Raw genomic sequence first — 20,106 nt, 5'->3', positions numbered from 1 at the left:
ACTTTTTCGCATAAGCGATTGACGGTTGCCCGGGCAAATATCGCTGCCTATAGTCCCTGCACCTTCCCTGTTCCGTGCGGACTCATGATCAAACAACAGCTTGCCCGCTTTAATCGTCTGGACCTGCTCGGGTCTACCACCGCCCTGGAAAAACTCGAACGCCTGTCGGCCTGGATCGGGCGCGATATCTACGTCAAACGCGACGACACCACGCCTCTGGCCATGGGCGGCAACAAGCTGCGCAAGCTCGAATACCTGGCCGCCGACGCCCTGGCCCAGGGCGCCGACACCCTGATCACCGCCGGGGCCATCCAGTCCAACCACGTGCGCCAGACCGCGGCCCTGGCCGCCAAGCTGGGGCTGGGTTGCGTGGCCCTGCTGGAAAACCCCATCGGCACCGAAGACCCCAACTACCTGGGCAACGGCAACCGCCTGCTGCTGGATCTATTCGACGCCAAGGTCGAGTTGGTGGAGAACCTCGACCAGGCCGATGAACAGTTGCACGCCCTGGCCGCGCGCCTGCGCAGCAACGGCAAGACCCCCTACCTGGTGCCCATCGGCGGCTCCAATGCCCTGGGTGCCTTGGGTTACGTGCGGGCCGGCCTGGAGCTGGCGCAGCAGATCGAGGACAGCGGCCTGGAATTCGCCGCGGTGGTGCTGGCCTCCGGCAGCGCCGGCACCCACAGCGGCCTGGCCCTGGCCTTGAGCGAAGTGCTGCCACAGTTGCCGGTGATCGGCGTGACCGTCTCGCGCAGCGACGAGGATCAGCGGCCCAAGGTCCAGGGCCTGGCCGAACGCACCGCCGAACTGCTGGGGGTGAACCTGCCGGCGGCGTTCAACGTGCAACTGTGGGACGAATACTTCGCCCCTCGCTACGGCGAACCCAATGCCGGCACCCTGGCCGCGGTCAAGTTGCTGGCCAGCCAGGAAGGCCTGTTGCTCGACCCGGTGTACACCGGCAAGGCCATGGCCGGCCTGCTGGACGGCGTCGGTCGCCAGCGTTTCAACGATGGCCCGATCATCTTCCTGCACACCGGTGGCGCCCCGGCCCTGTTCGCCTACCCCGGGGCCTTCGCGTAGGAAGTGAAGTTTTGTCTAGGAGCCGGCTTGCCGGCGAAGAGGCCCACAAGCCTTGCGCCGTCCTCGACGGCGCCTTCGCTGGCAAGCCAGTTCCTACGAGGGAGGAGATTGCTCGTGGACAACCAAACAAAAAAGAATAACAAAGTGAATTTATATTATTTTTAAAACTATAAACGCCGCTTTATAGTCGCGCCGCAGGCTGATTTGCCCAAAGACGCATACGCTGCATTAAGGCAGGATAAAGCGTCACGCTCGGCTCACCGATTGGCCTGCATCTCCCACCCGCATCGTGCATAAGAAAACTCACAGGGGCTTGTCATGAATTTTTCCGTACTGCGTCGCAATCTGCTGATCGGCACACTGGGCCTGGCCCTCGGTGCCGGACTGATGGGACAAGCGGTTGCCGGCGAGCAACTGCAGAAAATCAAGGATGCGGGAGTGATCAACGTTGGCCTGGAAGGCACGTATCCACCTTTCAGCTTCGTCGACGAAAACGGCAAGCTGGCCGGCTTCGAAGTGGAATTCTCCGAAGCTCTGGCGAACAAGCTCGGGGTCAAGGTCAAGCTGCAGCCAACCAAGTGGGACGGCATCCTCGCGGCCCTGGAATCCAAGCGCCTGGACGCGGTGATCAACCAGGTGACCATCTCTGAAGAGCGCAAGAAAAAATACGATTTCTCCACCCCCTACACCGTCTCCGGGATCCAGGCCCTGACCCAGAAAAAGGATGACGGCAAGTTCAAGTCCGCCGCCGACCTGGGTGGCCACAAGGTCGGCGTGGGCCTGGGCACCAACTACGAGCAATGGCTCAAGGACAACGTCCCGACCGCCATCATCAAGACCTACGACGATGACCCGACCAAGTACCAGGACCTGCGTGTAGGCCGTATCGACGCCATCCTGGTGGACCGTCTGGCCGCCTTCGAGCTGATCAAGAAAACCAAGGACACCCTGGTGGTCTCCGGCGAACCCTTCTCCCGCCAGGAAGCCGGTGTGGCCCTGCGCAAAGGCGAACCCGAGCTGCTGGCCGCGGTGAACAAGGCCATCGAGGAACTGCGGGCCGATGGCACGCTGAAAAAACTCTCGGAGAAATACTTCAACGCTGACGTCACCCAATAATGGAAGCAGGTCTGCAACTGGCGCTGGATTCAGCGCCATTTCTCCTCAAGGGCGCGTATTACACGGTCATCCTCAGCCTCGGCGGCATGTTCTTCGGACTGCTGCTGGGCTTTGGCCTGGCCTTGATGCGGCTGTCGCGCTTCAAGCTGGTGAGCTGGATTGCCCGGGTCTACGTGTCGTTCTTTCGCGGCACGCCGCTGCTGGTGCAACTGTTCGTGATCTATTACGGCCTGCCGCAACTGGGGCTGGAACTGGACCCGTTGCCCGCCGCGCTGATCGGCTTTTCCCTGAACATGGCGGCCTACGCCTGTGAAATCCTCAGGGCCGCCATCGGCTCCATCGAACGCGGCCAGTGGGAAGCCGCCGCCAGCATCGGCATGACCCGGGCCCAGACCCTGCGCCGGGCGATCCTGCCGCAAGCCATGCGCACCGCCTTACCGCCGCTGGGCAACAGCTTCATCTCCCTGGTCAAGGACACGGCCCTGGCCGCCACCATCCAGGTGCCGGAACTGTTCCGCCAGGCGCAGCTGATCACCGCCCGCACCTTCGAAATTTTCACCATGTATCTTGCCGCCGCGCTGATCTACTGGATTCTCGCCAGCGTGCTCGCGCACCTGCAGAACCGTCTGGAACAGCGGGTCAATCGGCACGACCAGGAGTCTTGAAACCATGATCGTGGTGGAAAAACTGACCAAGCAGTTCAAGGGCCAGACCGTACTCAATGGCATCGACCTGCAGGTCAAGGAAGGCGAAGTGATTGCCATCATCGGCCCCAGCGGTTCGGGCAAGACCACCTTCCTGCGCTGCCTGAACTTTCTTGAAGAACCGACCAGCGGACGCATCCGCATCGGCGACATTGCCATCGACAGCAGCATCCCACTGAGCCAGCAACAAAGCCGGATACGCCAATTGCGCCAGCAAGTGGGTTTCGTGTTCCAGAACTTCAACCTGTTCCCCCACCGCACCGCCCTGGAGAACGTCATCGAAGGCCCGCTGGTGGTGAAGAAAACCCCACGGGAGCAAGCCGTCGCCCTGGGTCGCGCGCTGCTGGCCAAGGTCGGCCTGGCGGGCAAGGAAGACAGCTACCCCAGGCGCCTGTCCGGTGGCCAGCAGCAACGCGTGGCGATTGCCCGGGCCCTGGCCATGGAACCCCGGGTGATCCTGTTCGACGAACCGACCTCGGCCCTGGACCCGGAACTGGTGGGCGAAGTCCTCGCTACCATCCGCAGCCTGGCCGAAGAGAAGCGCACCATGGTCATCGTCACCCACGAAATGGGCTTCGCCCGGGACGTGGCCAACCGGGTGATCTTCTTCGACAAGGGCGTGATCGTCGAACAAGGCGAAGCCAAGGCGCTGTTCGCCAACCCTCAGCAAGAACGCACCCGACAGTTTCTCAGCAAGTTTCTCGGCTCCGGCCAGCCCACCGCCTGACGCCAACTCCCCGCAAGAGCCCGCATCGCCCTCAAGGACACCTGTAAGTAAACATCCCCGGCTTAGCCGGGGATGTTTAATTCAAGTGAATAATTGATTATTCCAAAATAGCTTGAAATTCATCTAGCATAAGACCTTCCAGACTCGCAACAGGATAAACTTGTCAGCAGTCGAAAATTGCATAGTATGCATATAAAATATTAGCCTACTCAAACCAGCGCAACAGAGCCCCCCCATATGCTACCCGCCATAAAACATGCTTGGGACATCCCCCCCAACGAAGCAATAGACTTACAAATAAAACTCTCAAAGCAAGTAGTCAAAAAAGATCAACTGGGAGTGGTAAACCGCATCGCAGGAATTGATGTTGCCTACCATAAAAACAACAATACACTAGTTGCATCTATTGTTTTGGTTGATGCACACAGCCTAGAAATTATCGAAAGCCATGCATGGGCAGGCATAGCGTCATACCCTTATGTACCTGGTCTTTTTTCGTTTAGAGAACTGCCTTCAATCGTAAGGCTTTTATCAACTATAACCCACCGACCTGACCTGATCATTTGCGACGGGCAAGGTATAGCTCACCCTCGTCGGTTTGGCTTGGCATCGCACTTGGGGGTACTTTATGACATACCCACTATTGGATGCGGAAAAAGTCGTTTCATCGGTGAATACACACCTCCCCTTAATGAAAGGGGATGCCAATCAGGCCTGTTCGACGGCGACGAACTAATCGGGGCCGTGCTCAGGACTCAAAAAAATGTAAAACCTGTGTTCGTTTCAATCGGCAACCGAATCTCCCTTGAAACCGCCTGCCGCTGGGTATTGAACGTCACACGCAACTATCGATTACCAGAAACAACTCGACTTGCAGATCGACATGGAAAGCAATTCTACGAACAGAACAAACACGCCATCACCCCGCCAAACTAACCTTGCGATTGTTCAAATACACATCACATTCGGGTCGAAGTATCTGAAACTGTGCGCACCCTTCACGCCACCAGTCAATGCAATGCTTAGCAGCCACAATTTTCAATACACTTAACTGCTGAAGCTTCTTCAAACACTGCAGGAGTTCCGGTGTCCCATTGACACCGTCCAACTCCAACTCTCTGATACGCCGCTGATTTTCGCCAAAAAAAATGTAACCAATCACAGCCGTGTCAATACCATCCCCACTGAGTAAAACTCGGCCCGCACACTTAAGAGAGGAGAGCTCCGCTTTATCACGTAACACAGGAAACCTTATGCAGCCAATCACCTTCGGCAACCTAGAAAAGTAGTCGCCCAACAAAGTCAACCGCTCTAGCCCTTCCAATGAGAATTTCAATGAAAACATAAAAGCATTATTTTGGTGAACCGTCATCGCTTCCAGCCCGCCGCCCTCGAACCACTCATAACTCTGTGGGACATCCTCCCCGATCTCGACAGTACGCAACTGGCCATCTGGAAAGTAAGTTACTTCCTCTATCACCCAGCCATATTCATACAAGCGCTCGCTGACACATACATCTCCGCTGAACTCATAGGAAAAACCATTGTAGACCTTACCTTCCCAATAAAACTGCTCCCCCGTATAGTCACGTTCCATTTCGATACTATTGCGCACATCCCCAAGAATAAACTCGCTACGGTAGACATCAACAAAGCGGCCTTCCTCATACATACCGCCCCCCACCACATGACCACTCGAGAGTTCCAACACGCCCCCGGTGTATGGCACGCCCCGAAAAGTCCACAATCCACCTTGGTTGCTTAGCGCATTTTTTTTGATAATCATCAGTGCTTCCTTCCGGTAATCACATCGACATCCTTCAGTACACCGCTACAGTTCGAGCACGCCTTGAATTTATCGCCTTGACCCTGCCTAGGTGCCAGCTTGTAGGTGGCCACTTTCACCTCATCAATTGATACCTTTGGGTACCGAGTAAGTGCGCTATTCACGGCTCTGACCTCGGCGTGCAGCCCAGGAATACCATTCTGTACATCAAATCTCTTTCCATTGCTGACAATGGTTTCAATCATCCATCTAAACAAAACACCCTGCAAAAGCGTGACCTTCGCGGGGTGCGAGGATGATCATCTCAAAGCCATTCAGGTGACCTAAGGCCTTGATCCATAACGCCTGTGGGCTTCAATTCAACCCTTCTATCCATATTCCTAAAAGTTAGTTTATTTAATTTTTATACGCGCTTAGGGTATATGCACCGGACCACCGGACATTCTTGATTCTGATTTCGCCGCATGACGCGGCCTATCCAAAAGATGTGAGGTAGGTATGGTCCGGAACACAATCACCCCAGTGCAGATCGCCAGGGCATTGCGTGCAGCCAAGGAGTGGCGCTGATGTCCAGTCTGGTTGAAGCACAGGTCCAGAGCGATCTGGATATTGCCCCCCTTTTGTTGCCCGCACGGGTTCTGCGCAACGACGCCGAAGCCCTGCAAGCCGCCCATGAACTGGCCGACGCGGCCCGCCAGCAGGCCGCTCAACGCGACCGCCAGCGCAAGCTGCCCTGGGCGCAGATCGAACAATTCACCCGCAGCGGCCTGGGCAGTATTTCCATCCCCCGCGCCTACGGCGGGCCACAGGTGTCCTTCGTCACCCTGGCCGAAGTCTTCGCGATCATTTCTGCGGCCGACCCGGCCCTGGGGCAGATCCCGCAGAACCAGTTCGGCATCCTCGGCCTGATTCTCGGCTGCGGCAGCGAGCGGCAGAAGAAACAGCTGCTGCAGAGCGTCCTGGAAGGCTGGCGCATCGGCAATGCCGGCCCGGAACGCGGGACCAAGAACACCCTGGAACTCAAGGCGCGGATCACCAAAGACGCCGACGGCCATGTGATCAACGGCCAGAAGTTCTACTCCACCGGCGCCCTGTTCGCCCACTGGGTAGCGGTCAAGGCACTCAACGAGGAAGGCCGTCAGGTGCTGGCCTTCGTCCGCCGTGGCACCCCAGGCTTGCGCATCGTCGACGACTGGTCCGGCTTCGGCCAACGCACCACCGCCAGCGGCACCATCCTGCTCAACGATGTGCGGGTCGAGTCCGAGCTGGTGCTGGACAACTGGCGGATCAACGAGTCGCCGAACATCCAGGGCGCCGTGTCGCAACTGATCCAGGCCGCTATCGACGCCGGCATCGCCCGGGAAGCCTTGGCCGACGCCATCCGCTTTGTGCGTGAACGGGCCCGTCCGTGGATCGACGCCAACGTCGAGCGGGCCAGCGACGATCTGTACGTGATCGCCGAGATCGGCAAGCTGCAGATCGAACTGCACGCCGCCGAGGCTCTGCTGCGCAAGGCCGGCCAGGTGCTGGATCAGGTCAGCGCGGCGCCGATCACCGCCGAGTCCGCCGCCCGCGCTTCCATCGCCGTGGCCGAAGCCAAGGTGCTGACCACCGAGATCTCGCTGCTGGCCAGCGAAAAGCTCTTCGAGCTGGCCGGCAGCCGCGCCACCCTCGCCGAATTCAACCTCGATCGTCACTGGCGCAATGCCCGGGTGCACACCCTGCACGACCCGGTGCGCTGGAAGTACCACGCCGTCGGCGCCTACCACCTGAACGGCACGCTGCCGGCCCGGCATTCCTGGATTTAACCGCCCAGAACGCTTTTGACCAGATCTCTGGAGAAACACATGTCTCTTGCTCAACACGTCGCGGTCATCACCAGCGACGAACAAGCCCTGATTGTCGCCAGCGACCTGGCGGAAGATTTCAAACGCGACAGCGCCCTGCGCGACCGTGAACGGCGCCTGCCCCATCCCGAGCTGGAAGCCTTCACCCGCTCAGGCCTGTGGGGCATCAGCGTGCCCAAGGAATACGGCGGCGCCGGGGTGTCCAACGTCACCCTGGCCAAGGTCATCGCCCTGATCGCCGAGGCCGACGCCTCCCTGGGGCAGATCCCGCAGAACCATTTCTACGCCCTGGAAGTGCTGCGGGTGAACGGCAGCGAGCCGCAGAAGCAGCGGTTGTACGCCGAAGTCCTGGCCGGCCGCCGCTTCGGTAATGCCCTTGCCGAGCTGGGCACCAAGACCGCACACGACCGCACCACCCGCCTGAGCCGCGACAGCAGCGGCCAGGGCTACCGCATCGACGGGCGCAAGTTCTACGCCACGGGCGCCATCTACGCCCAGCGCATTCCCACCTCGGTGGTGGATGAACATGGCGTGCAGCAACTGGCCTTCGTCCCCGCCGAGGCCCAGGGCCTGAGCGTGATCGACGACTGGAGCGGCTTCGGCCAGCGCACCACCGGCAGCGGCTCGGTGCTTTTTGAAAACGTCGCGGTGGACGAAACCGATGTGGTGCCGTTCCAGAGCGCCTTCGAACGCCCGACCCCGGTCGGTCCCCTGGCGCAGATCCTCCACGCCGCCATCGACACCGGCATCGCCCGCGCCGCCTATGAAGACGCCCTGCGCTTCGTGCGGACCAAGACCCGGCCGTGGATCGACTCCGGCAACGATAAAGCCACGCAAGACCCGCTGACCCTCAAGAGCTTCGGCCACCTGAGCATCCGCCTGCACGCCACCGAGGCCCTGCTGGAGCGCGCCGGGGAATTCCTCGACCGGGCCCAGGCCGAGACCAATGCCGACACCGTGGCCGCCGCCTCCATCGCCGTGGCCGAGGTCCGTGCCCTGAGCACGGAAATCTCCCTGGCCGCCGGCAGCACCCTGTTCGAACTGGCTGGCAGCCAGGCGACCCTGGCCGAGCACGGCCTGGACCGCCACTGGCGCAACGCCCGGGTGCACACCCTGCACGACCCGGTGCGCTGGAAGTACCACGCGGTGGGCAACTACTACCTCAACCAGCAGAACCCGCCGCTGCGGGGGACCATTTGATGGCCGCACCTGAAAGCTCCAAGAAAAAGATCCTGCTCAACGCCTTCAACATGAACTGCGTGGGGCACATCAACCACGGCCTGTGGACCCACCCACGGGACCATTCGACCCAGTACAAGACCCTCGAATACTGGACCGAACTGGCTCAATTGCTGGAGCGCGGACTGTTCGACGGGCTGTTCATCGCCGACATCGTCGGGGTCTACGACGTCTACCAGAACTCGGTGGACGTGCCCCTCAAGGAGTCGATCCAGCTGCCGGTCAACGACCCGTTGCTGCTGGTTTCGGCCATGGCGGCAGTGACCAAGAACCTGGGCTTCGGCCTCACCGCCAACCTCACCTACGAGGCGCCCTACCTGTTCGCCCGGCGCCTTTCTACCCTCGACCACCTGAGCCGTGGCCGGGTCGGCTGGAACATCGTCACCGGCTACCTGGACAGCGCCGCCCAGGCCATGGGCCTGAAGGAGCAGATCGAGCACGACCGCCGCTACGACCAGGCCGACGAGTACCTGGAGGTGCTGTACAAACTCTGGGAAGGCAGTTGGGAAGACGACGCGGTCCTCAACGACCGCGAGCAGCGCATCTATGCCCAGCCGGACAAAGTGCACAAGGTCGAGCACCAGGGCGAGTTCTATCAGGTCAGCGGTTATCACCTGTGCGAGCCATCACCGCAGCGCACCCCGGTGCTGTTCCAGGCCGGCAGCTCGGATCGCGGCCTGCTGTTCGCCGGGCGCCACGCCGAATGCGTGTTCATCAGTGGGCAGAACAAGGCCGCGACCAAGGCCCAGGTGGACAAGGTCCGCGCCAGCGCCGTGGCCGCCGGGCGCAATCCCGAGGACATCAAGGTGTTCATGGGCCTCAATGTGATCGTCGGCGAGACCGAGGAGCTGGCCTGGAACAAACATGCCGAGTACCGCCGTTACGCCAGCGCCGAAGCCGGGGTGGCGCATTTTTCCGCGTCCACCGGGATCGATTTTTCCCAGTACGAGATCGACGAGCCCATCCAGTACGTGAAGAGCAACGCCATCCAGTCGGCCACCAAGCACCTGCAAAACAACGACTGGACCCGGCGCAAGCTGCTGGAGCAGCACGCCCTGGGCGGCCGCTATTTCACCGTGGTCGGCTCACCGCAGCAGGTGGCCGACGAGCTGGAATCCTGGATCGCCGAAACCGGCCTGGACGGCTTCAACCTGACCCGCATCGTCACCCCGGAAAGCTACGTCGACTTCATCGATCTGGTGATCCCCGAACTGCAGCGCCGTGGCTCCTACAAGACCGCCTACGACGACGGCACCCTGCGGGAAAAACTGTTCCACGAAGGTCGCAAACTGCCGCAACGACACACCGGCGCGGCCTACCGCCGCTGAGACGAGGTGGCTCTGCCGAGCCGCCGTGGCTGGAACTCTTGTGGCGAGGGCGCTTGCTCCCTCGCCACAGACAGCGGTCTTCGCCACACCCAAACGCAGTTGTTCAACCTCCTCATTCGGATTGACTGGAAGTAACCATCATGAAAACCACGCTCCTGCGCCACCCGGTCAAAGCCCTGGCCCTCGCCCTCGGCCTGTTCAGCAGCGCCGTCTTCGCCGCCGACGCACCGCTCAAGGTCGGCACCACCGCCGCCTTTGCCATTCCCCTGGAAGCGGCCGTTGCCGAAGCCGGCAAGCAGGGCCTGAAAGTCGAACTGGTGGAATTCACCGACTGGATCGCGCCCAACGTTAGTCTCGCCGCCGGCGATATCGACGTGAACTACTTCCAGCACATCCCGTTCCTGGAAAACGCCAAGGCCGCCGCCGGTTTCGATCTGGTGCCCTTCGCCCCGGGCATCATCAACAACGTCGGCCTGTACTCGAAAAAATACAAAAGCTTCGACGAACTGCCACAAGGCGCCAGCGTGGCCATCGCCAACGACCCGATCAACAGCGGCCGTGGCCTGCAACTGCTGGCCAAGGCCGGGCTGATCACCCTCAAGCCGGGCGTGGGCTACAAGGCCACCGAAGAAGACATCGTCAGCAATCCAAAGAAGATCAAGATCCTCCAGGTCGAAGCCGTGCAACTGGTGCGCGCCTATGACGACGCCGATCTGGTCCAGGGCTATCCGGCCTACATCCGTCTGGCCAAGACCTTCGATGCCGGCTCGGCGCTGCTGTTCGACGGCCTGGACCACAAGGAGTACGTGATTCAGTTCGTGATCCAGCCCAAGAGCAAGAACGACCCGCGGCTGATCAAGTTCGTCGATATCTACCAGCACTCGCCAGCCGTTCGGGCTGCCCTGGATAAAGCCCATGGCAAGCTCTACCAAGCCGGCTGGGAAGGTTGAGATGAGTGTCGCGACGCTACAGCGCAAGCTGCCGGAACCGGCGCCCCAGCGTGCCGAGCAGACCGAGCTGCACCCCGAACTGAACCGCGCCCAGGTGCGCTTTATCGGCCTGGGCAAGACCTACCAGGGCCAGCAGGGCCCGGTGCAGGCCCTGCACGGCATCGACCTTTCGATCCAGCGCGGTGAGGTGTTCGGCATCATCGGCCGCAGCGGCGCCGGCAAGTCATCACTGATCCGCACCATCAACCGCCTGGAGCAACCCAGCAGCGGCCGGGTGCTGATTGATCAGGTGGACATCGGCGACTTCGACGAAGACCGCCTGGTAGCCCTGCGCCGACGCATCGGCATGATCTTCCAGCACTTCAACCTGATGTCGGCCAAGACCGTATGGCACAACGTCGAGCTGCCGCTGAAGGTCGCCGGGGTGCCCAAGGCCGAACGCGAGCGCAAGGTCCGCGAGCTGCTGGAGCTGGTGGGCCTCAAGGACAAGCACCAGGCCTACCCGGCGCAGCTGTCCGGCGGCCAGAAACAACGGGTGGGGATCGCCCGGGCCCTGGTCCACGATCCCGAGATCCTGCTGTGCGACGAAGCCACTTCGGCCCTGGACCCGGAAACCACCCAGTCGATCCTCGGCCTGCTGAAAGAGATCAATCAGCGCCTGGGCCTGACCATCATCCTCATCACCCACGAAATGGCGGTGATTCGCGAGATCTGCGACCGGGTGGTGGTGCTGGAACATGGACGCATCGTCGAACAGGGACCGGTCTGGGAAGTCTTCGGCCATCCGCAACACGAGGTCAGCAAGACCCTGCTGGCGCCCTTGCAGCACGGCCTGCCGCCAGAGCTGCAAAGCCGTCTGCACAGCCAGCCGACGGCGGCCGACGCGGCGCTGGTACTGAGCCTGCGTTTCACCGGCGTCAAGCATGAAGAGCCGGACCTGGCGGCGCTGTTCGGCGCCCTGGGCGGTCGCGTGCGCCTGCTGCAAGGCGGGGTGGAACGCATCCAGGGCCACGCCCTGGGGCAACTGCTGCTGGCAGTCCAGGGCTCGCCCCTGGGCGCCGAGGAACTGCGCCAGCGCGCGGGGCACTGGGCACAACAGGTGGAGGTACTGGGCTATGTGGTTTGATCGCTTGTTGCAGGGCATTCTCGACACCCTGCTGATGGTCGGCGTGTCCTCGCTGATCGCCCTGCTGGCGGGGATTCCCCTGGCGGTGATCCTGGTCACCAGCGGCAAGGGCGGGATCTATGAAGCGCCGAACCTGAACCGGGCGCTGGGGGCCTTTGTGAACCTGTTTCGCTCGATTCCGTTCCTGATCCTGATGGTGGCGCTGATCCCCTTTACCCGGCTGATCGTCGGCACCACCTACGGCGTGTGGGCGGCGGTGGTACCGCTGACCATCGCCGCCACGCCGTTCTTTGCGCGCATTGCCGAAGTGAGCCTGCGGGAGGTCGATCACGGCCTGATCGAAGCCGCCCAGGCCATGGGTTGCCGACGCTGGCACATTGTCTGGCACGTGCTGCTGCCTGAAGCGCTGCCGGGCATCGTCGGCGGTTTCACCATCACCCTGGTGACCATGATCAACTCCTCGGCCATGGCCGGGGCGATTGGCGCGGGCGGGCTCGGGGACATTGCCTACCGCTACGGTTACCAGCGTTTCGACAGCCAGATCATGCTCACGGTGATCGTGCTGCTGGTGATCCTGGTGGCGGCGATCCAGCTGGGCGGCGACCGTTTGGCGCGGGTGCTGAACAAGCGCTAGCGGCATCCCGTGTAGCCGCTGCCGCAGGCTGCGACAAGGTCCGCAGGACCTTCCGAGGCCCTCAAGAGCAGCGTCTCCTGCGGAGCCGTTCGCAGCCTTCGGCAGCGGCTACAGGGTGCATGGGGTATATTCGGGCCATTCCTCTTCACGCCATGCAGCCCGCCATGAAACTTGCTCCAGACGACCTAGACACCATCACCGCCACCACCCTCGGCCACTACCAGCAGGTGGCCGAAGACTTTCGTGAAGGCACCCGCGACCACGACGTCAGCCAGAACATCGATGCGCTGCTGCGGCATATCCAGGGCCCGGCGCCCTTCAGCGTGCTGGATTTTGGCTGCGGCCCGGGGCGCGACTTGCAAACCTTCACCCGCCTGGGCCATATCGCCATCGGCCTCGACGGCTGTGAGCGCTTTGCCCAGATGGCCCGGGACGACAGCGGCTGCGAAGTCTGGCAGCAAGACTTTCTCAAGCTTGATCTGCCCGCGGCCCGCTTCGACGGCATCTTCGCCAACGCAGTGCTGTTCCACATTCCCCGCCAGGAACTGCCACGGGTGCTCAAGCAACTGCATGCGAGCCTCAAGGACGGCGGCGTGCTGTTCAGCTCCAACCCACGCGGCGACAACCAGGAAGGCTGGAACGGCCCGCGCTACGGCGCCTACCACGACCTCGCAAGCTGGCAGGCGTTGCTGACTGAGGCAGGCTTTGTCGAGCTGGAGCATTACTACCGCCCCGCCGGCCTGCCCCGGGAACAGCAACCCTGGCTGGCCAGCGTCTGGCGCAAGGCCTGAGCCCTCCCGCCCCACTCCCTCCGTAGGAGCCGGCTTGCCGGCGAAGGCGTTTCCGGATCAAGCGCTCGCCTCCTGGGCCCCTTCGCTGGCAAGCCAGCTCCTAAGAGGCCGTGGGGCGAGTGCGGTCAGTGTCTTGGCTGGGCTCCTTGATTTTGTACCAGGCCACGTACAGCGCCGGGAGGAACAGCAAGGTCAGCAAGGTGGCAACGATGATGCCGCCAATCATGGCGTAGGCCATCGGCCCCCAGAACACTTCCCGGGCAATCGGGATCATCCCCAGGCTGGCCGCTGCGGCGGTCAGCAGGATAGGTCGACGCCGATGGTGGGTGGCTTCCAGCACCGCGTCCCAGGGGTGATAACCCTCGCGCTCGTATTCGTCGATCTGGGTCACCAGGATCACCGAGTTGCGGATGATGATGCCGATCAGCGCGAGAATCCCGAGGATCGCCACAAAGCCCATGGGCGTGCCGGTGGGCACCAGGGCCAGGACCACGCCAATCAGCCCCAGAGGCGCGACGCTGGCCACCAGGAACAGCTTCTGCACGCTGTGCAACTGGATCATCAGGAAGGTCGCCATGAGGAACAGCATCAGCGGCACCACCTTGGCAATCGGACCCTGGGCCTTGCTGCTTTCCTCCACGGTGCCGCCGGTGGCCACCGAGTAGCCGGCAGGCAACTGCGCGGCAAACTGGTCGATGTCCGGCTGCAATTGCTTGACCAGGTCGGTGGGCTGGATCGCGTCGCGCACCGCCGCCTTGATGGTGATGGTGGGTTTGCGGTCGCGGCGCCACACCAGCGGCTGCTCCAGTTCGTAGCCCACCGTGGCGAAGGCCAGCAGCGGAATCGAGGTGCCATTGGGGGTGACGATCTGCAGGTTCTGCAGGGTTTCCGGTGAGTCGCGCTCACTGTCGTCGGCACGGCCAACCACGTTGATCAGGTAGATGTCGTCATGCACCTGGGTCACGGTGGAACCGCTGACGATGCTGTTCATCAGTCGCGCCACATCTTCCGAGGACAGCCCCAGTTGCCGCGCCTTGTCCTGGGCGATGTCGATGCGCAGCACTTTGCCGGGCTCGTTCCAGTCGTAGATGATCTCGCCGATGTGCGGGTTCCGGTCCAGTTCGGTGGCCAGGTCGATGGCGTGCTTGCGCACCTGGTCGATGTCCTTGCCGCTGACCCGGTACTGGATCGGCCGCCCCACCGGCGGGCCCATTTCCAGGGCCTGCACATAGCTGCCGATGCCGACGAAGTCTTCGCGCAGGCGCTTGCGCAAACGCTCGGTCAGGGCCGTGCGCTGCTCCAGGCCCTTGCTGACGATCACCAGCTGGGCGTAATACGGATTCTGCAGTTGCTGGTCCAGGGGCAGGTAGAAACGGATCGCGCCTTCGCCGATGTAAGTGCTCCAGCGCTCGATGTCCGGGTCGTCCTTGAGGGTCGCTTCCAACCGGTCCACGGCCATGCGGGTCTCGTCGATCGAGGCGTTCTGCGGCAGGTTGAGGTCCACCAGGATCTCCGGCCGGTCGGAAGACGGAAAGAACTGGTTCTGCACAAAACGCATGCCGAACACCGACGCGACAAACAGCAGCACGGTGATGCCAATCGCCCACCAGCGGTTGCGCATGGCCCACAGCAGGCCGCCATTGAAGGCGCGACCGACGCGCCCCGGCTCCTCGGAGTGGGGTTTGACGTTGGTGCTGAGGATGTGGATGCCGATCACCGGGGCAAACAGCACCGCGACGATCCACGACACCAGCATGGCCACGGCGATCACCGCGAACAGGGTGAAGGTGTACTCACCAGCGGAGCTGGCGTTGAGGCCGATAGGTACGAAGCCGGCCACGGTCACCAGGGTCCCGGTGAGCATCGGGAAGGCGGTGGAGGTGTAGGCAAAGGTCGCCGCCTGCTCCTTGCTCTCGCCCTTCTCCAGGCGCGTGACCATCATTTCCACGGTGATCATGGCGTCGTCCACCAGCAGCCCCAGGGCGATGATCAAGGCCCCCAGGGAGATCCGCTGCATGGTGATGCCGCTGTACTCCATGAACACGAAGACCATGGCCAGCACCAGCGGAATCGAGCAGGCCACCACCAGCCCGGCGCGCATCCCAAGGCTGATGAAGCTCACCACCAGGACGATGATCACCGCCTCGAACAAGGCGCTGGTGAAACCGCCCACCGCCTCCTGCACCACCTCGGCCTGATCCGAGACCTTGTGCACGCCGATACCGATTGGCAGGTCGGCGGTCAGCTCATTCATGCGCGCATGCAGGGCCTTGCCGAAGTCCTGGATGTTGCCGCCCTTCTTCATGGCAATGGCCAGGCCGATGGCCGGCTGGCCATTGAAACGGAACAGCGGTGTGGCAGGGTCGACGTAGCCGCGACTGATGTCGGCGATGTCGGCCAGGCGATAGAAGCGGTCGTTGAGGCGCAGGTTGACCGTGGCCAGGTCCTTCTCCGAGGCGAACTGCCCCGAGGTGCGCACCGAGATCCGCTCCGGCCCGGCCTCGATCACCCCGGCCGGGGTCACCGCGTTCTGCGCTTGCAGGCTTTGCAGGACCTGGCGCTGGTCGATGCCCAGGGCCGCCAGCTTGCGCGTGGAGAAGTTCAGGTAGATGACTTCGTCCTGCTCACCGACCATCTCCACCTTGCCCAGGTTCGGCACTTCGCGGATCTCGGCGCGCACCTGCTCCACGTAGTCACGCAGTTGGCGCATGCTCAGGCCGTCGGCGGTGAAGGCGTAGATCGAACCGAACACATCGCCGAACTCATCGTTGAAACCCGGGCCCTGCAAGCCCTGGGGGAAATCGCCGCGGATGTCGTTGATCTTCTTGCGCACCTGATACCAAATCTCGGGAATGTCCTTGGCACTGGTGGTGTCGCGCAGGTTGACGAACACCGTCGACTCGCCGGGGCGGGTGTAGCTTTTCACGTAGTCGAGCGAGTCCAGCTCTTCGAGTTTTTTCTCGATGCGGTCGGTGACCTGCTTCAGGGTTTCTTCCTGGGTCGCGCCGGGCCAGCGAGTCTGGATGACCATGGTCTTGATGGTGAAGGACGGGTCCTCCTCACGCCCCAGGTTCAGGTAGGAAAACACCCCCATCAGCAGCGCAACAAACATCAGGTACCAGACGAAGGACTGATGCTTGATCGCCCACTCGGACAGGTTGAAGCTCCCTTTGCTGTCAGGCGTCATTGTGCGCGGCCCTCATCGACTTTGACTTTCTGCCCCGGCTTGAGGCTGTTGACCCCGGCGCTGACGATGCGCTCGCCGGGCTTGACCCCCTGGCTGATCAGCGCCGAATCGCTGTCGCGGCTGAGCACCTTGATCTCCCGGGGGGCGACGGTCTGGCTCTGCGGGTCGATGACCCAGATCCGGATCTGGCCATCCACCTCTTGCAGGGCCGTCAGGGGCAACTCGGTGCGCGGCTCGATGGCCGAGCTCAGGGTCACGCTGATGGCGGTGCCCAGGCGAAAGGCCTCGGGAGTGTCCTTGAGGGTCAGGCGGGCGCGACGGGTACGGGTCGCGCTCTGGGCCTGGGGCTCGATCTCGCGCACGGTGGCCGTGGTGCTGATGCTCGGGTCGAGCTGGGCCGCGACCTTGAACTCCACGTCCGCCGGCAGTTGATCCACCAGGGTTGCCGGCAGGTCGATCACCGCCTCCTTGATCTGCGGCCGGGCCAGGGTCACCACCTGCTGGCCCGCTGTCACCACCTGCCCGGCTTCGGCATTCCAGGCGGTGACCACGCCGCCGTGATCGCTGCGCAGTTGGCTGTAGTTGAGCTGGTCCTGGGCCTGGCGCACGGCCGCCTTGGCCTGAGCCAGGGAAGCGCCGGTGGTCTTCAAGTCGGTCTGGGCAATGTCCAGTTGCGCCTGGGCGCCGACGCCACGGTCGAACAGCTCCTGCTGGCGCCGGGCATTGGCCTGGGCGTTGATCCACTGCGCCTCGACCTTGGCCAGGTCACCCTGGGCGGCCCGCAGTTGGTTCTGCTGGTCGGTGGGATCGAGGGTCGCCAGCAAGTCCCCGGGCCCCACTTCGGCACCGACATCCACATTGCGGCTGGCAATCCGCCCCGGCACCCGAAAGCCCAGGTTGGTTTCAAAACGGGCCTGGATGTTGCCGGCAAAGCGCCCGAGGCTTTCCTCCGATTGCGGCGCCACCTGGATCGACAGCACCGGACGCACCGGCTCCGGCGCCGGTTCTTCCTTGGAGCAGCCCAGCAGCAAGAGGCTGGCCCATAACAACGGCAGCAGGCGCTTCATGGTTGTGCTCCCTGTTCCTTGGTCGGCCCGGCAATCTCGACCAACATCCCCGGGTGCAACAACTGCCCCCCGGCCACCACCACGTTCTCGCCGCCCTTGAGGCCGTCGCTGATGATCACCTGGCCGGTCAGGTAACGCCCGACCTTGACGCTGTGCAGCACGGTCTTGCCGTCCTCGCCCACCAGCCACACCGCCGGTTCGCTGAGGTTCTTGGTCAAGGCCGACCAAGGCAGCACCACCGTGGCCTTGCCGTGGGCCCGGGCGGTGGCACTGACCACCGAGCCCAGGTCCATGCCCGCCGGCAGCGAATCGAGCACCACCTTGACCTGCACCGTACCGCTCTGGGCCGAGACCACCGGGGTCACCTCGCGGACTTTGCCGGTGGTGGTCACCTTGGGGTTGTCCAGCAGGCTGACGTGGATGGTTTCCTGGCCCGGCGGCTGCATCAGCAGCGATTCGTAGACGTTGAACACCGCGTCGCGCTCGCCGTCCCGGGCCAGGCTGAAGATCGGCATGGTGGCCTGTACCACCTGGCCCACTTCGGCCTGACGCGCGGTGATCACCCCCGGCGCCTCAGCCACCAGTTCGGTGTAGCTCAACTGCTCGCGGGCATTGGCCAACTGCGCCTGGGCCGCGCTCAAGGCGCTCTGGCTGCTGCGCAGGGCGGCCTGGGCCGAATCGTATTCGCTCTGGCTGGTGTAGCCCTTGGGCAAGAGTTTCTGCTGGCGAACGAAGGCCGCACTGGCCTGCTTGACCCGTGCCTGTTCGGCAAACACCGCGGCAGCGGCGGAATCGACGTTGGTCTGCAAGTCCTTGGGATCGAGCCGGGCCAGTACCTGCTGGGCGGAAACCCGGTCGCCGACATCCACCAGACGCTGGATGATCTTGCCGCCGACGCGGAACGACAACTCGGTCTGCACCCGGGCCTGGACGTCACCGGTGAGGGTCACCGACGGGGCAAAATCGCTGCTCTGCACTTGCTGGATACGCACCCGCGGGCGTTCCTTCTCGGTCGGCTTTTCCGCTCCGCAGCCGCCGAGCAGCGCCAGCAGACTCAGCCCCACTATCCACCTCGATTTGAGACCAGCCATGCAGGCTCCTTGTGCTTGATCGTCGCGCCAGTGACGTTACGACTGTGAGCTTAGAACAGGGTTCAACCCTTGCACGCAGGTCTCATAAACAGGGCTTTCGTAGCGAGGACGCCAGCTCCCGCTCGGCCGACCGACGCCCCTGGGCGCCGCAGTCGCCAGCCTTGCAGCGCACCCTGTCCGGGCAAACACAGCAGCGGTTTCGGAGGCGGCGGCGAGCAAGCTCCCGCTCTACAAATCAGGCACACTGCGCACCACGCAACAGGAGACCCGGCATGCTCAAGACCCTGGCGGTGGCCAATTACCGCTCCATCAACAAACTGGTGATGCCCCTCGGCCGACTGAACCTGATCACCGGCGCCAATGGCAGCGGCAAGTCCAATCTGTACCGCGCCCTGCGCCTGCTGGCAGAGACCGCCCAGGGCGGCGTGGTCAATGCCCTGGCCAAGGAAGGCGGGTTGGAATCGACCTTCTGGGCCGGGCCGGAAAACCTCAGCCGACGCATGCGCAACGGCGAGGTGCCGATCGAGGCCAGCGTGCGCTCTTCCAGCAAGCGCCTGCGCCTGGGCTTTGCCGGAGAAGACTTCAGCTACGCCATCGCCCTGGGTCTGCCGGAGCCCAGTCACTCGGCGTTTGCCCTGGACCCGCAGATCAAGAAGGAATGCATCTGGTCCGGGCCGCTCTACCGTCCCGCCAGCCTGCTGGTGGACCGTGCCGGCCCGTTGATCCGCACGCGCCAGGGCCGCAGCTGGGACGTGCTGGCCCAGCACACGCCGGACTTCGACAGCCTGTTCGATCAAGTGGGCAGCCTGCGCGGCTCGCCGGAAGTGCTGCAGATGCGCGAGTTCATTCGTCGCTGGCGTTTCTACGATCACTTTCGCAGCGACAGCGAAGCCCCGGTGCGCCAGCCGCAACTGGGCACCCGCACGCCGGTGCTGCATCACGATGGCCGCGACCTGGCGGCGGCGTTGCAGACCATTCGCGAGATCGGCGACCCCGAGGCGCTGCAGGCGGCCATCAGCGACGCCTTCCCCGGCGCGCGGCTGAACATCGCCCCGCTGCAGGGTGGACGCTTCGCCATCGAGTTCTATCAGGAGGGGTTATTGCGACCGCTGTCGGCCGCGGAACTGTCGGACGGCACCTTGCGCTACCTGTTGCTGGTAGCGGCCTTGCTGACCCCGCGTCCGCCGAGCCTGATGGTGCTCAACGAACCGGAGACCAGCCTGCACCCGGACCTGTTGCCGGCCCTGGCGCGCTTGATCATCAGGGCTTCAGAGCAGTGCCAGGTGTGGGTGGTGTCCCACGCCCGGCGCCTGATCGCGGCCTTGCAGGAAGACCCCGAATGCAACTGCATCGTGCTGGAGAAAGAGCTGGGCCAGACCGGCATCGTCGGCCAGCGCATGCTCGACGAACCGGCCTGGTACTGGCCCGACTGA

The 20,106-nt window shown here is 62.9% G+C and carries 18 protein-coding genes; 13 read left to right on the top strand and 5 right to left on the bottom strand.

What is annotated here, in order from left to right:
• The first annotated feature begins 84 nt into the window (after positions 1 to 84).
• The 5 genes from WIN67_RS01255 (at position 85) to nfi (ending at position 4,563) form a co-directional block, all read left to right on the top strand.
• Positions 85 to 1,080, top strand: a complete 996-nt coding sequence (locus tag WIN67_RS01255; protein ID WP_265074033.1) for a D-cysteine desulfhydrase — start codon at positions 85 to 87, stop codon at positions 1,078 to 1,080.
• A gap of 318 nt (positions 1,081 to 1,398) precedes the next feature.
• A complete protein-coding gene (tcyJ, locus tag WIN67_RS01250) occupies positions 1,399 to 2,196 on the top strand; it encodes a cystine ABC transporter substrate-binding protein (RefSeq protein ID WP_110651173.1) in 798 nt (265 codons plus the stop codon).
• Positions 2,196 to 2,861, top strand: a complete 666-nt coding sequence (gene tcyL / locus WIN67_RS01245; protein WP_092318582.1) for a cystine ABC transporter permease — start codon at positions 2,196 to 2,198, stop codon at positions 2,859 to 2,861. Before tcyJ ends, tcyL begins: the two co-directional genes overlap by 1 nt.
• Positions 2,862 to 2,865: 4 nt before the next feature.
• A complete protein-coding gene (tcyN, locus tag WIN67_RS01240; RefSeq protein ID WP_339070520.1) occupies positions 2,866 to 3,627 on the top strand; it encodes an L-cystine ABC transporter ATP-binding protein TcyN in 762 nt (253 codons plus the stop codon).
• Positions 3,628 to 3,864: 237 nt separating this feature from the next.
• The gene (nfi, locus tag WIN67_RS01235) at positions 3,865 to 4,563 is read left to right on the top strand and encodes a deoxyribonuclease V (protein WP_339070519.1); all 699 of its coding nucleotides are present in this window, start codon (positions 3,865 to 3,867) and stop codon (positions 4,561 to 4,563) included.
• On the opposite strand, the gene WIN67_RS01230 is transcribed toward nfi, so the two are convergent.
• Positions 4,547 to 5,413, bottom strand: a complete 867-nt coding sequence (locus tag WIN67_RS01230; protein WP_339070518.1) for a hypothetical protein — start codon at positions 5,411 to 5,413, stop codon at positions 4,547 to 4,549. The two genes, nfi and WIN67_RS01230, sit on opposite strands and share 17 nt — an antisense overlap.
• Positions 5,413 to 5,658, bottom strand: a complete 246-nt coding sequence (locus tag WIN67_RS30975; RefSeq protein ID WP_422394651.1) for a YwqJ-related putative deaminase — start codon at positions 5,656 to 5,658, stop codon at positions 5,413 to 5,415. Before WIN67_RS30975 ends, WIN67_RS01230 begins: the two co-directional genes overlap by 1 nt.
• A 321-nt stretch (positions 5,659 to 5,979) precedes the next feature.
• Between WIN67_RS30975 and WIN67_RS01225 the strand changes: the two genes are divergently transcribed.
• The 7 genes from WIN67_RS01225 (at position 5,980) to WIN67_RS01195 (ending at position 13,328) form a co-directional block, all read left to right on the top strand.
• The gene (locus tag WIN67_RS01225) at positions 5,980 to 7,221 is read left to right on the top strand and encodes an SfnB family sulfur acquisition oxidoreductase (RefSeq protein ID WP_268561932.1); all 1,242 of its coding nucleotides are present in this window, start codon (positions 5,980 to 5,982) and stop codon (positions 7,219 to 7,221) included.
• A 39-nt stretch (positions 7,222 to 7,260) separates the two neighbouring features.
• Entirely contained in the window at positions 7,261 to 8,460 is a 1,200-nt protein-coding gene (locus tag WIN67_RS01220; protein ID WP_339070517.1) for an SfnB family sulfur acquisition oxidoreductase, read from the top strand.
• A complete protein-coding gene (locus tag WIN67_RS01215; protein ID WP_339070516.1) occupies positions 8,460 to 9,827 on the top strand; it encodes an LLM class flavin-dependent oxidoreductase in 1,368 nt (455 codons plus the stop codon). Before WIN67_RS01220 ends, WIN67_RS01215 begins: the two co-directional genes overlap by 1 nt.
• A 140-nt stretch (positions 9,828 to 9,967) precedes the next feature.
• Positions 9,968 to 10,777, top strand: a complete 810-nt coding sequence (locus WIN67_RS01210; protein WP_110595303.1) for a MetQ/NlpA family ABC transporter substrate-binding protein — start codon at positions 9,968 to 9,970, stop codon at positions 10,775 to 10,777.
• Position 10,778: 1 nt separating this feature from the next.
• Positions 10,779 to 11,903 (top strand): methionine ABC transporter ATP-binding protein, encoded by a 1,125-nt coding sequence (locus WIN67_RS01205; protein WP_170002593.1) that lies wholly within the window; start codon positions 10,779 to 10,781, stop codon positions 11,901 to 11,903.
• Positions 11,893 to 12,537 carry a methionine ABC transporter permease gene (locus WIN67_RS01200; protein WP_011058620.1) on the top strand — a complete coding sequence of 215 codons (645 nt, stop codon included), beginning with the start codon at positions 11,893 to 11,895 and terminating at the stop codon, positions 12,535 to 12,537. The genes WIN67_RS01205 and WIN67_RS01200 overlap by 11 nt, the downstream gene beginning before the upstream one ends.
• A gap of 164 nt (positions 12,538 to 12,701) precedes the next feature.
• Positions 12,702 to 13,328: a class I SAM-dependent methyltransferase gene (locus WIN67_RS01195; protein ID WP_102882726.1), complete on the top strand. Its 627-nt coding sequence runs from the start codon at positions 12,702 to 12,704 to the stop codon at positions 13,326 to 13,328.
• Positions 13,329 to 13,428: 100 nt separating this feature from the next.
• On the opposite strand, the gene WIN67_RS01190 is transcribed toward WIN67_RS01195, so the two are convergent.
• The 3 genes from WIN67_RS01190 to WIN67_RS01180 are packed head-to-tail and all read right to left on the bottom strand — an operon-like array spanning position 13,429 to position 18,673.
• On the bottom strand, positions 13,429 to 16,515 hold the full coding sequence (locus tag WIN67_RS01190) for an efflux RND transporter permease subunit (RefSeq protein WP_265074029.1): 3,087 nt from the start codon (positions 16,513 to 16,515) through the stop codon (positions 13,429 to 13,431).
• Positions 16,512 to 17,582, bottom strand: a complete 1,071-nt coding sequence (locus WIN67_RS01185; RefSeq protein WP_339070515.1) for an efflux RND transporter periplasmic adaptor subunit — start codon at positions 17,580 to 17,582, stop codon at positions 16,512 to 16,514. Before WIN67_RS01185 ends, WIN67_RS01190 begins: the two co-directional genes overlap by 4 nt.
• Positions 17,579 to 18,673, bottom strand: coding sequence for an efflux RND transporter periplasmic adaptor subunit (locus tag WIN67_RS01180; protein WP_102882724.1), 1,095 nt, complete (start codon positions 18,671 to 18,673; stop codon positions 17,579 to 17,581). Before WIN67_RS01180 ends, WIN67_RS01185 begins: the two co-directional genes overlap by 4 nt.
• A 272-nt stretch (positions 18,674 to 18,945) precedes the next feature.
• Between WIN67_RS01180 and WIN67_RS01175 the strand changes: the two genes are divergently transcribed.
• Positions 18,946 to 20,106 carry an AAA family ATPase gene (locus WIN67_RS01175; RefSeq protein WP_123391823.1) on the top strand — a complete coding sequence of 387 codons (1,161 nt, stop codon included), beginning with the start codon at positions 18,946 to 18,948 and terminating at the stop codon, positions 20,104 to 20,106.

The sequence above is a fragment of the Pseudomonas idahonensis genome, assembly GCF_037903935.1.
Lineage (GTDB): Bacteria > Pseudomonadota > Gammaproteobacteria > Pseudomonadales > Pseudomonadaceae > Aquipseudomonas > Aquipseudomonas danubii.
Note: the sequence above shows the minus strand (reverse complement) of the source record. Positions and strands in the feature narration are given on the sequence as shown.

Excerpts from the sequence above, each read along its gene's own strand:
- WIN67_RS01255 (WP_265074033.1), top strand. The coding sequence starts at position 85 with ATGATCAAACAACAGCTTGCCCGCTTTAATCGTCTGGACCTGCTCGGG.
- tcyJ (WP_110651173.1), top strand. The coding sequence starts at position 1,399 with ATGAATTTTTCCGTACTGCGTCGCAATCTGCTGATCGGCACACTGGGC.
- tcyL (WP_092318582.1), top strand. The coding sequence starts at position 2,196 with ATGGAAGCAGGTCTGCAACTGGCGCTGGATTCAGCGCCATTTCTCCTC.
- tcyN (WP_339070520.1), top strand. The coding sequence starts at position 2,866 with ATGATCGTGGTGGAAAAACTGACCAAGCAGTTCAAGGGCCAGACCGTA.
- nfi (WP_339070519.1), top strand. The coding sequence starts at position 3,865 with ATGCTACCCGCCATAAAACATGCTTGGGACATCCCCCCCAACGAAGCA.
- WIN67_RS01230 (WP_339070518.1), bottom strand. The coding sequence starts at position 5,413 with ATGATTATCAAAAAAAATGCGCTAAGCAACCAAGGTGGATTGTGGACT.
- WIN67_RS30975 (WP_422394651.1), bottom strand. The coding sequence starts at position 5,658 with ATGATTGAAACCATTGTCAGCAATGGAAAGAGATTTGATGTACAGAAT.
- WIN67_RS01225 (WP_268561932.1), top strand. The coding sequence starts at position 5,980 with ATGTCCAGTCTGGTTGAAGCACAGGTCCAGAGCGATCTGGATATTGCC.
- WIN67_RS01220 (WP_339070517.1), top strand. The coding sequence starts at position 7,261 with ATGTCTCTTGCTCAACACGTCGCGGTCATCACCAGCGACGAACAAGCC.
- WIN67_RS01215 (WP_339070516.1), top strand. The coding sequence starts at position 8,460 with ATGGCCGCACCTGAAAGCTCCAAGAAAAAGATCCTGCTCAACGCCTTC.
- WIN67_RS01210 (WP_110595303.1), top strand. The coding sequence starts at position 9,968 with ATGAAAACCACGCTCCTGCGCCACCCGGTCAAAGCCCTGGCCCTCGCC.
- WIN67_RS01205 (WP_170002593.1), top strand. The coding sequence starts at position 10,779 with ATGAGTGTCGCGACGCTACAGCGCAAGCTGCCGGAACCGGCGCCCCAG.
- WIN67_RS01200 (WP_011058620.1), top strand. The coding sequence starts at position 11,893 with ATGTGGTTTGATCGCTTGTTGCAGGGCATTCTCGACACCCTGCTGATG.
- WIN67_RS01195 (WP_102882726.1), top strand. The coding sequence starts at position 12,702 with ATGAAACTTGCTCCAGACGACCTAGACACCATCACCGCCACCACCCTC.
- WIN67_RS01190 (WP_265074029.1), bottom strand. The coding sequence starts at position 16,515 with ATGACGCCTGACAGCAAAGGGAGCTTCAACCTGTCCGAGTGGGCGATC.
- WIN67_RS01185 (WP_339070515.1), bottom strand. The coding sequence starts at position 17,582 with ATGAAGCGCCTGCTGCCGTTGTTATGGGCCAGCCTCTTGCTGCTGGGC.
- WIN67_RS01180 (WP_102882724.1), bottom strand. The coding sequence starts at position 18,673 with ATGGCTGGTCTCAAATCGAGGTGGATAGTGGGGCTGAGTCTGCTGGCG.
- WIN67_RS01175 (WP_123391823.1), top strand. The coding sequence starts at position 18,946 with ATGCTCAAGACCCTGGCGGTGGCCAATTACCGCTCCATCAACAAACTG.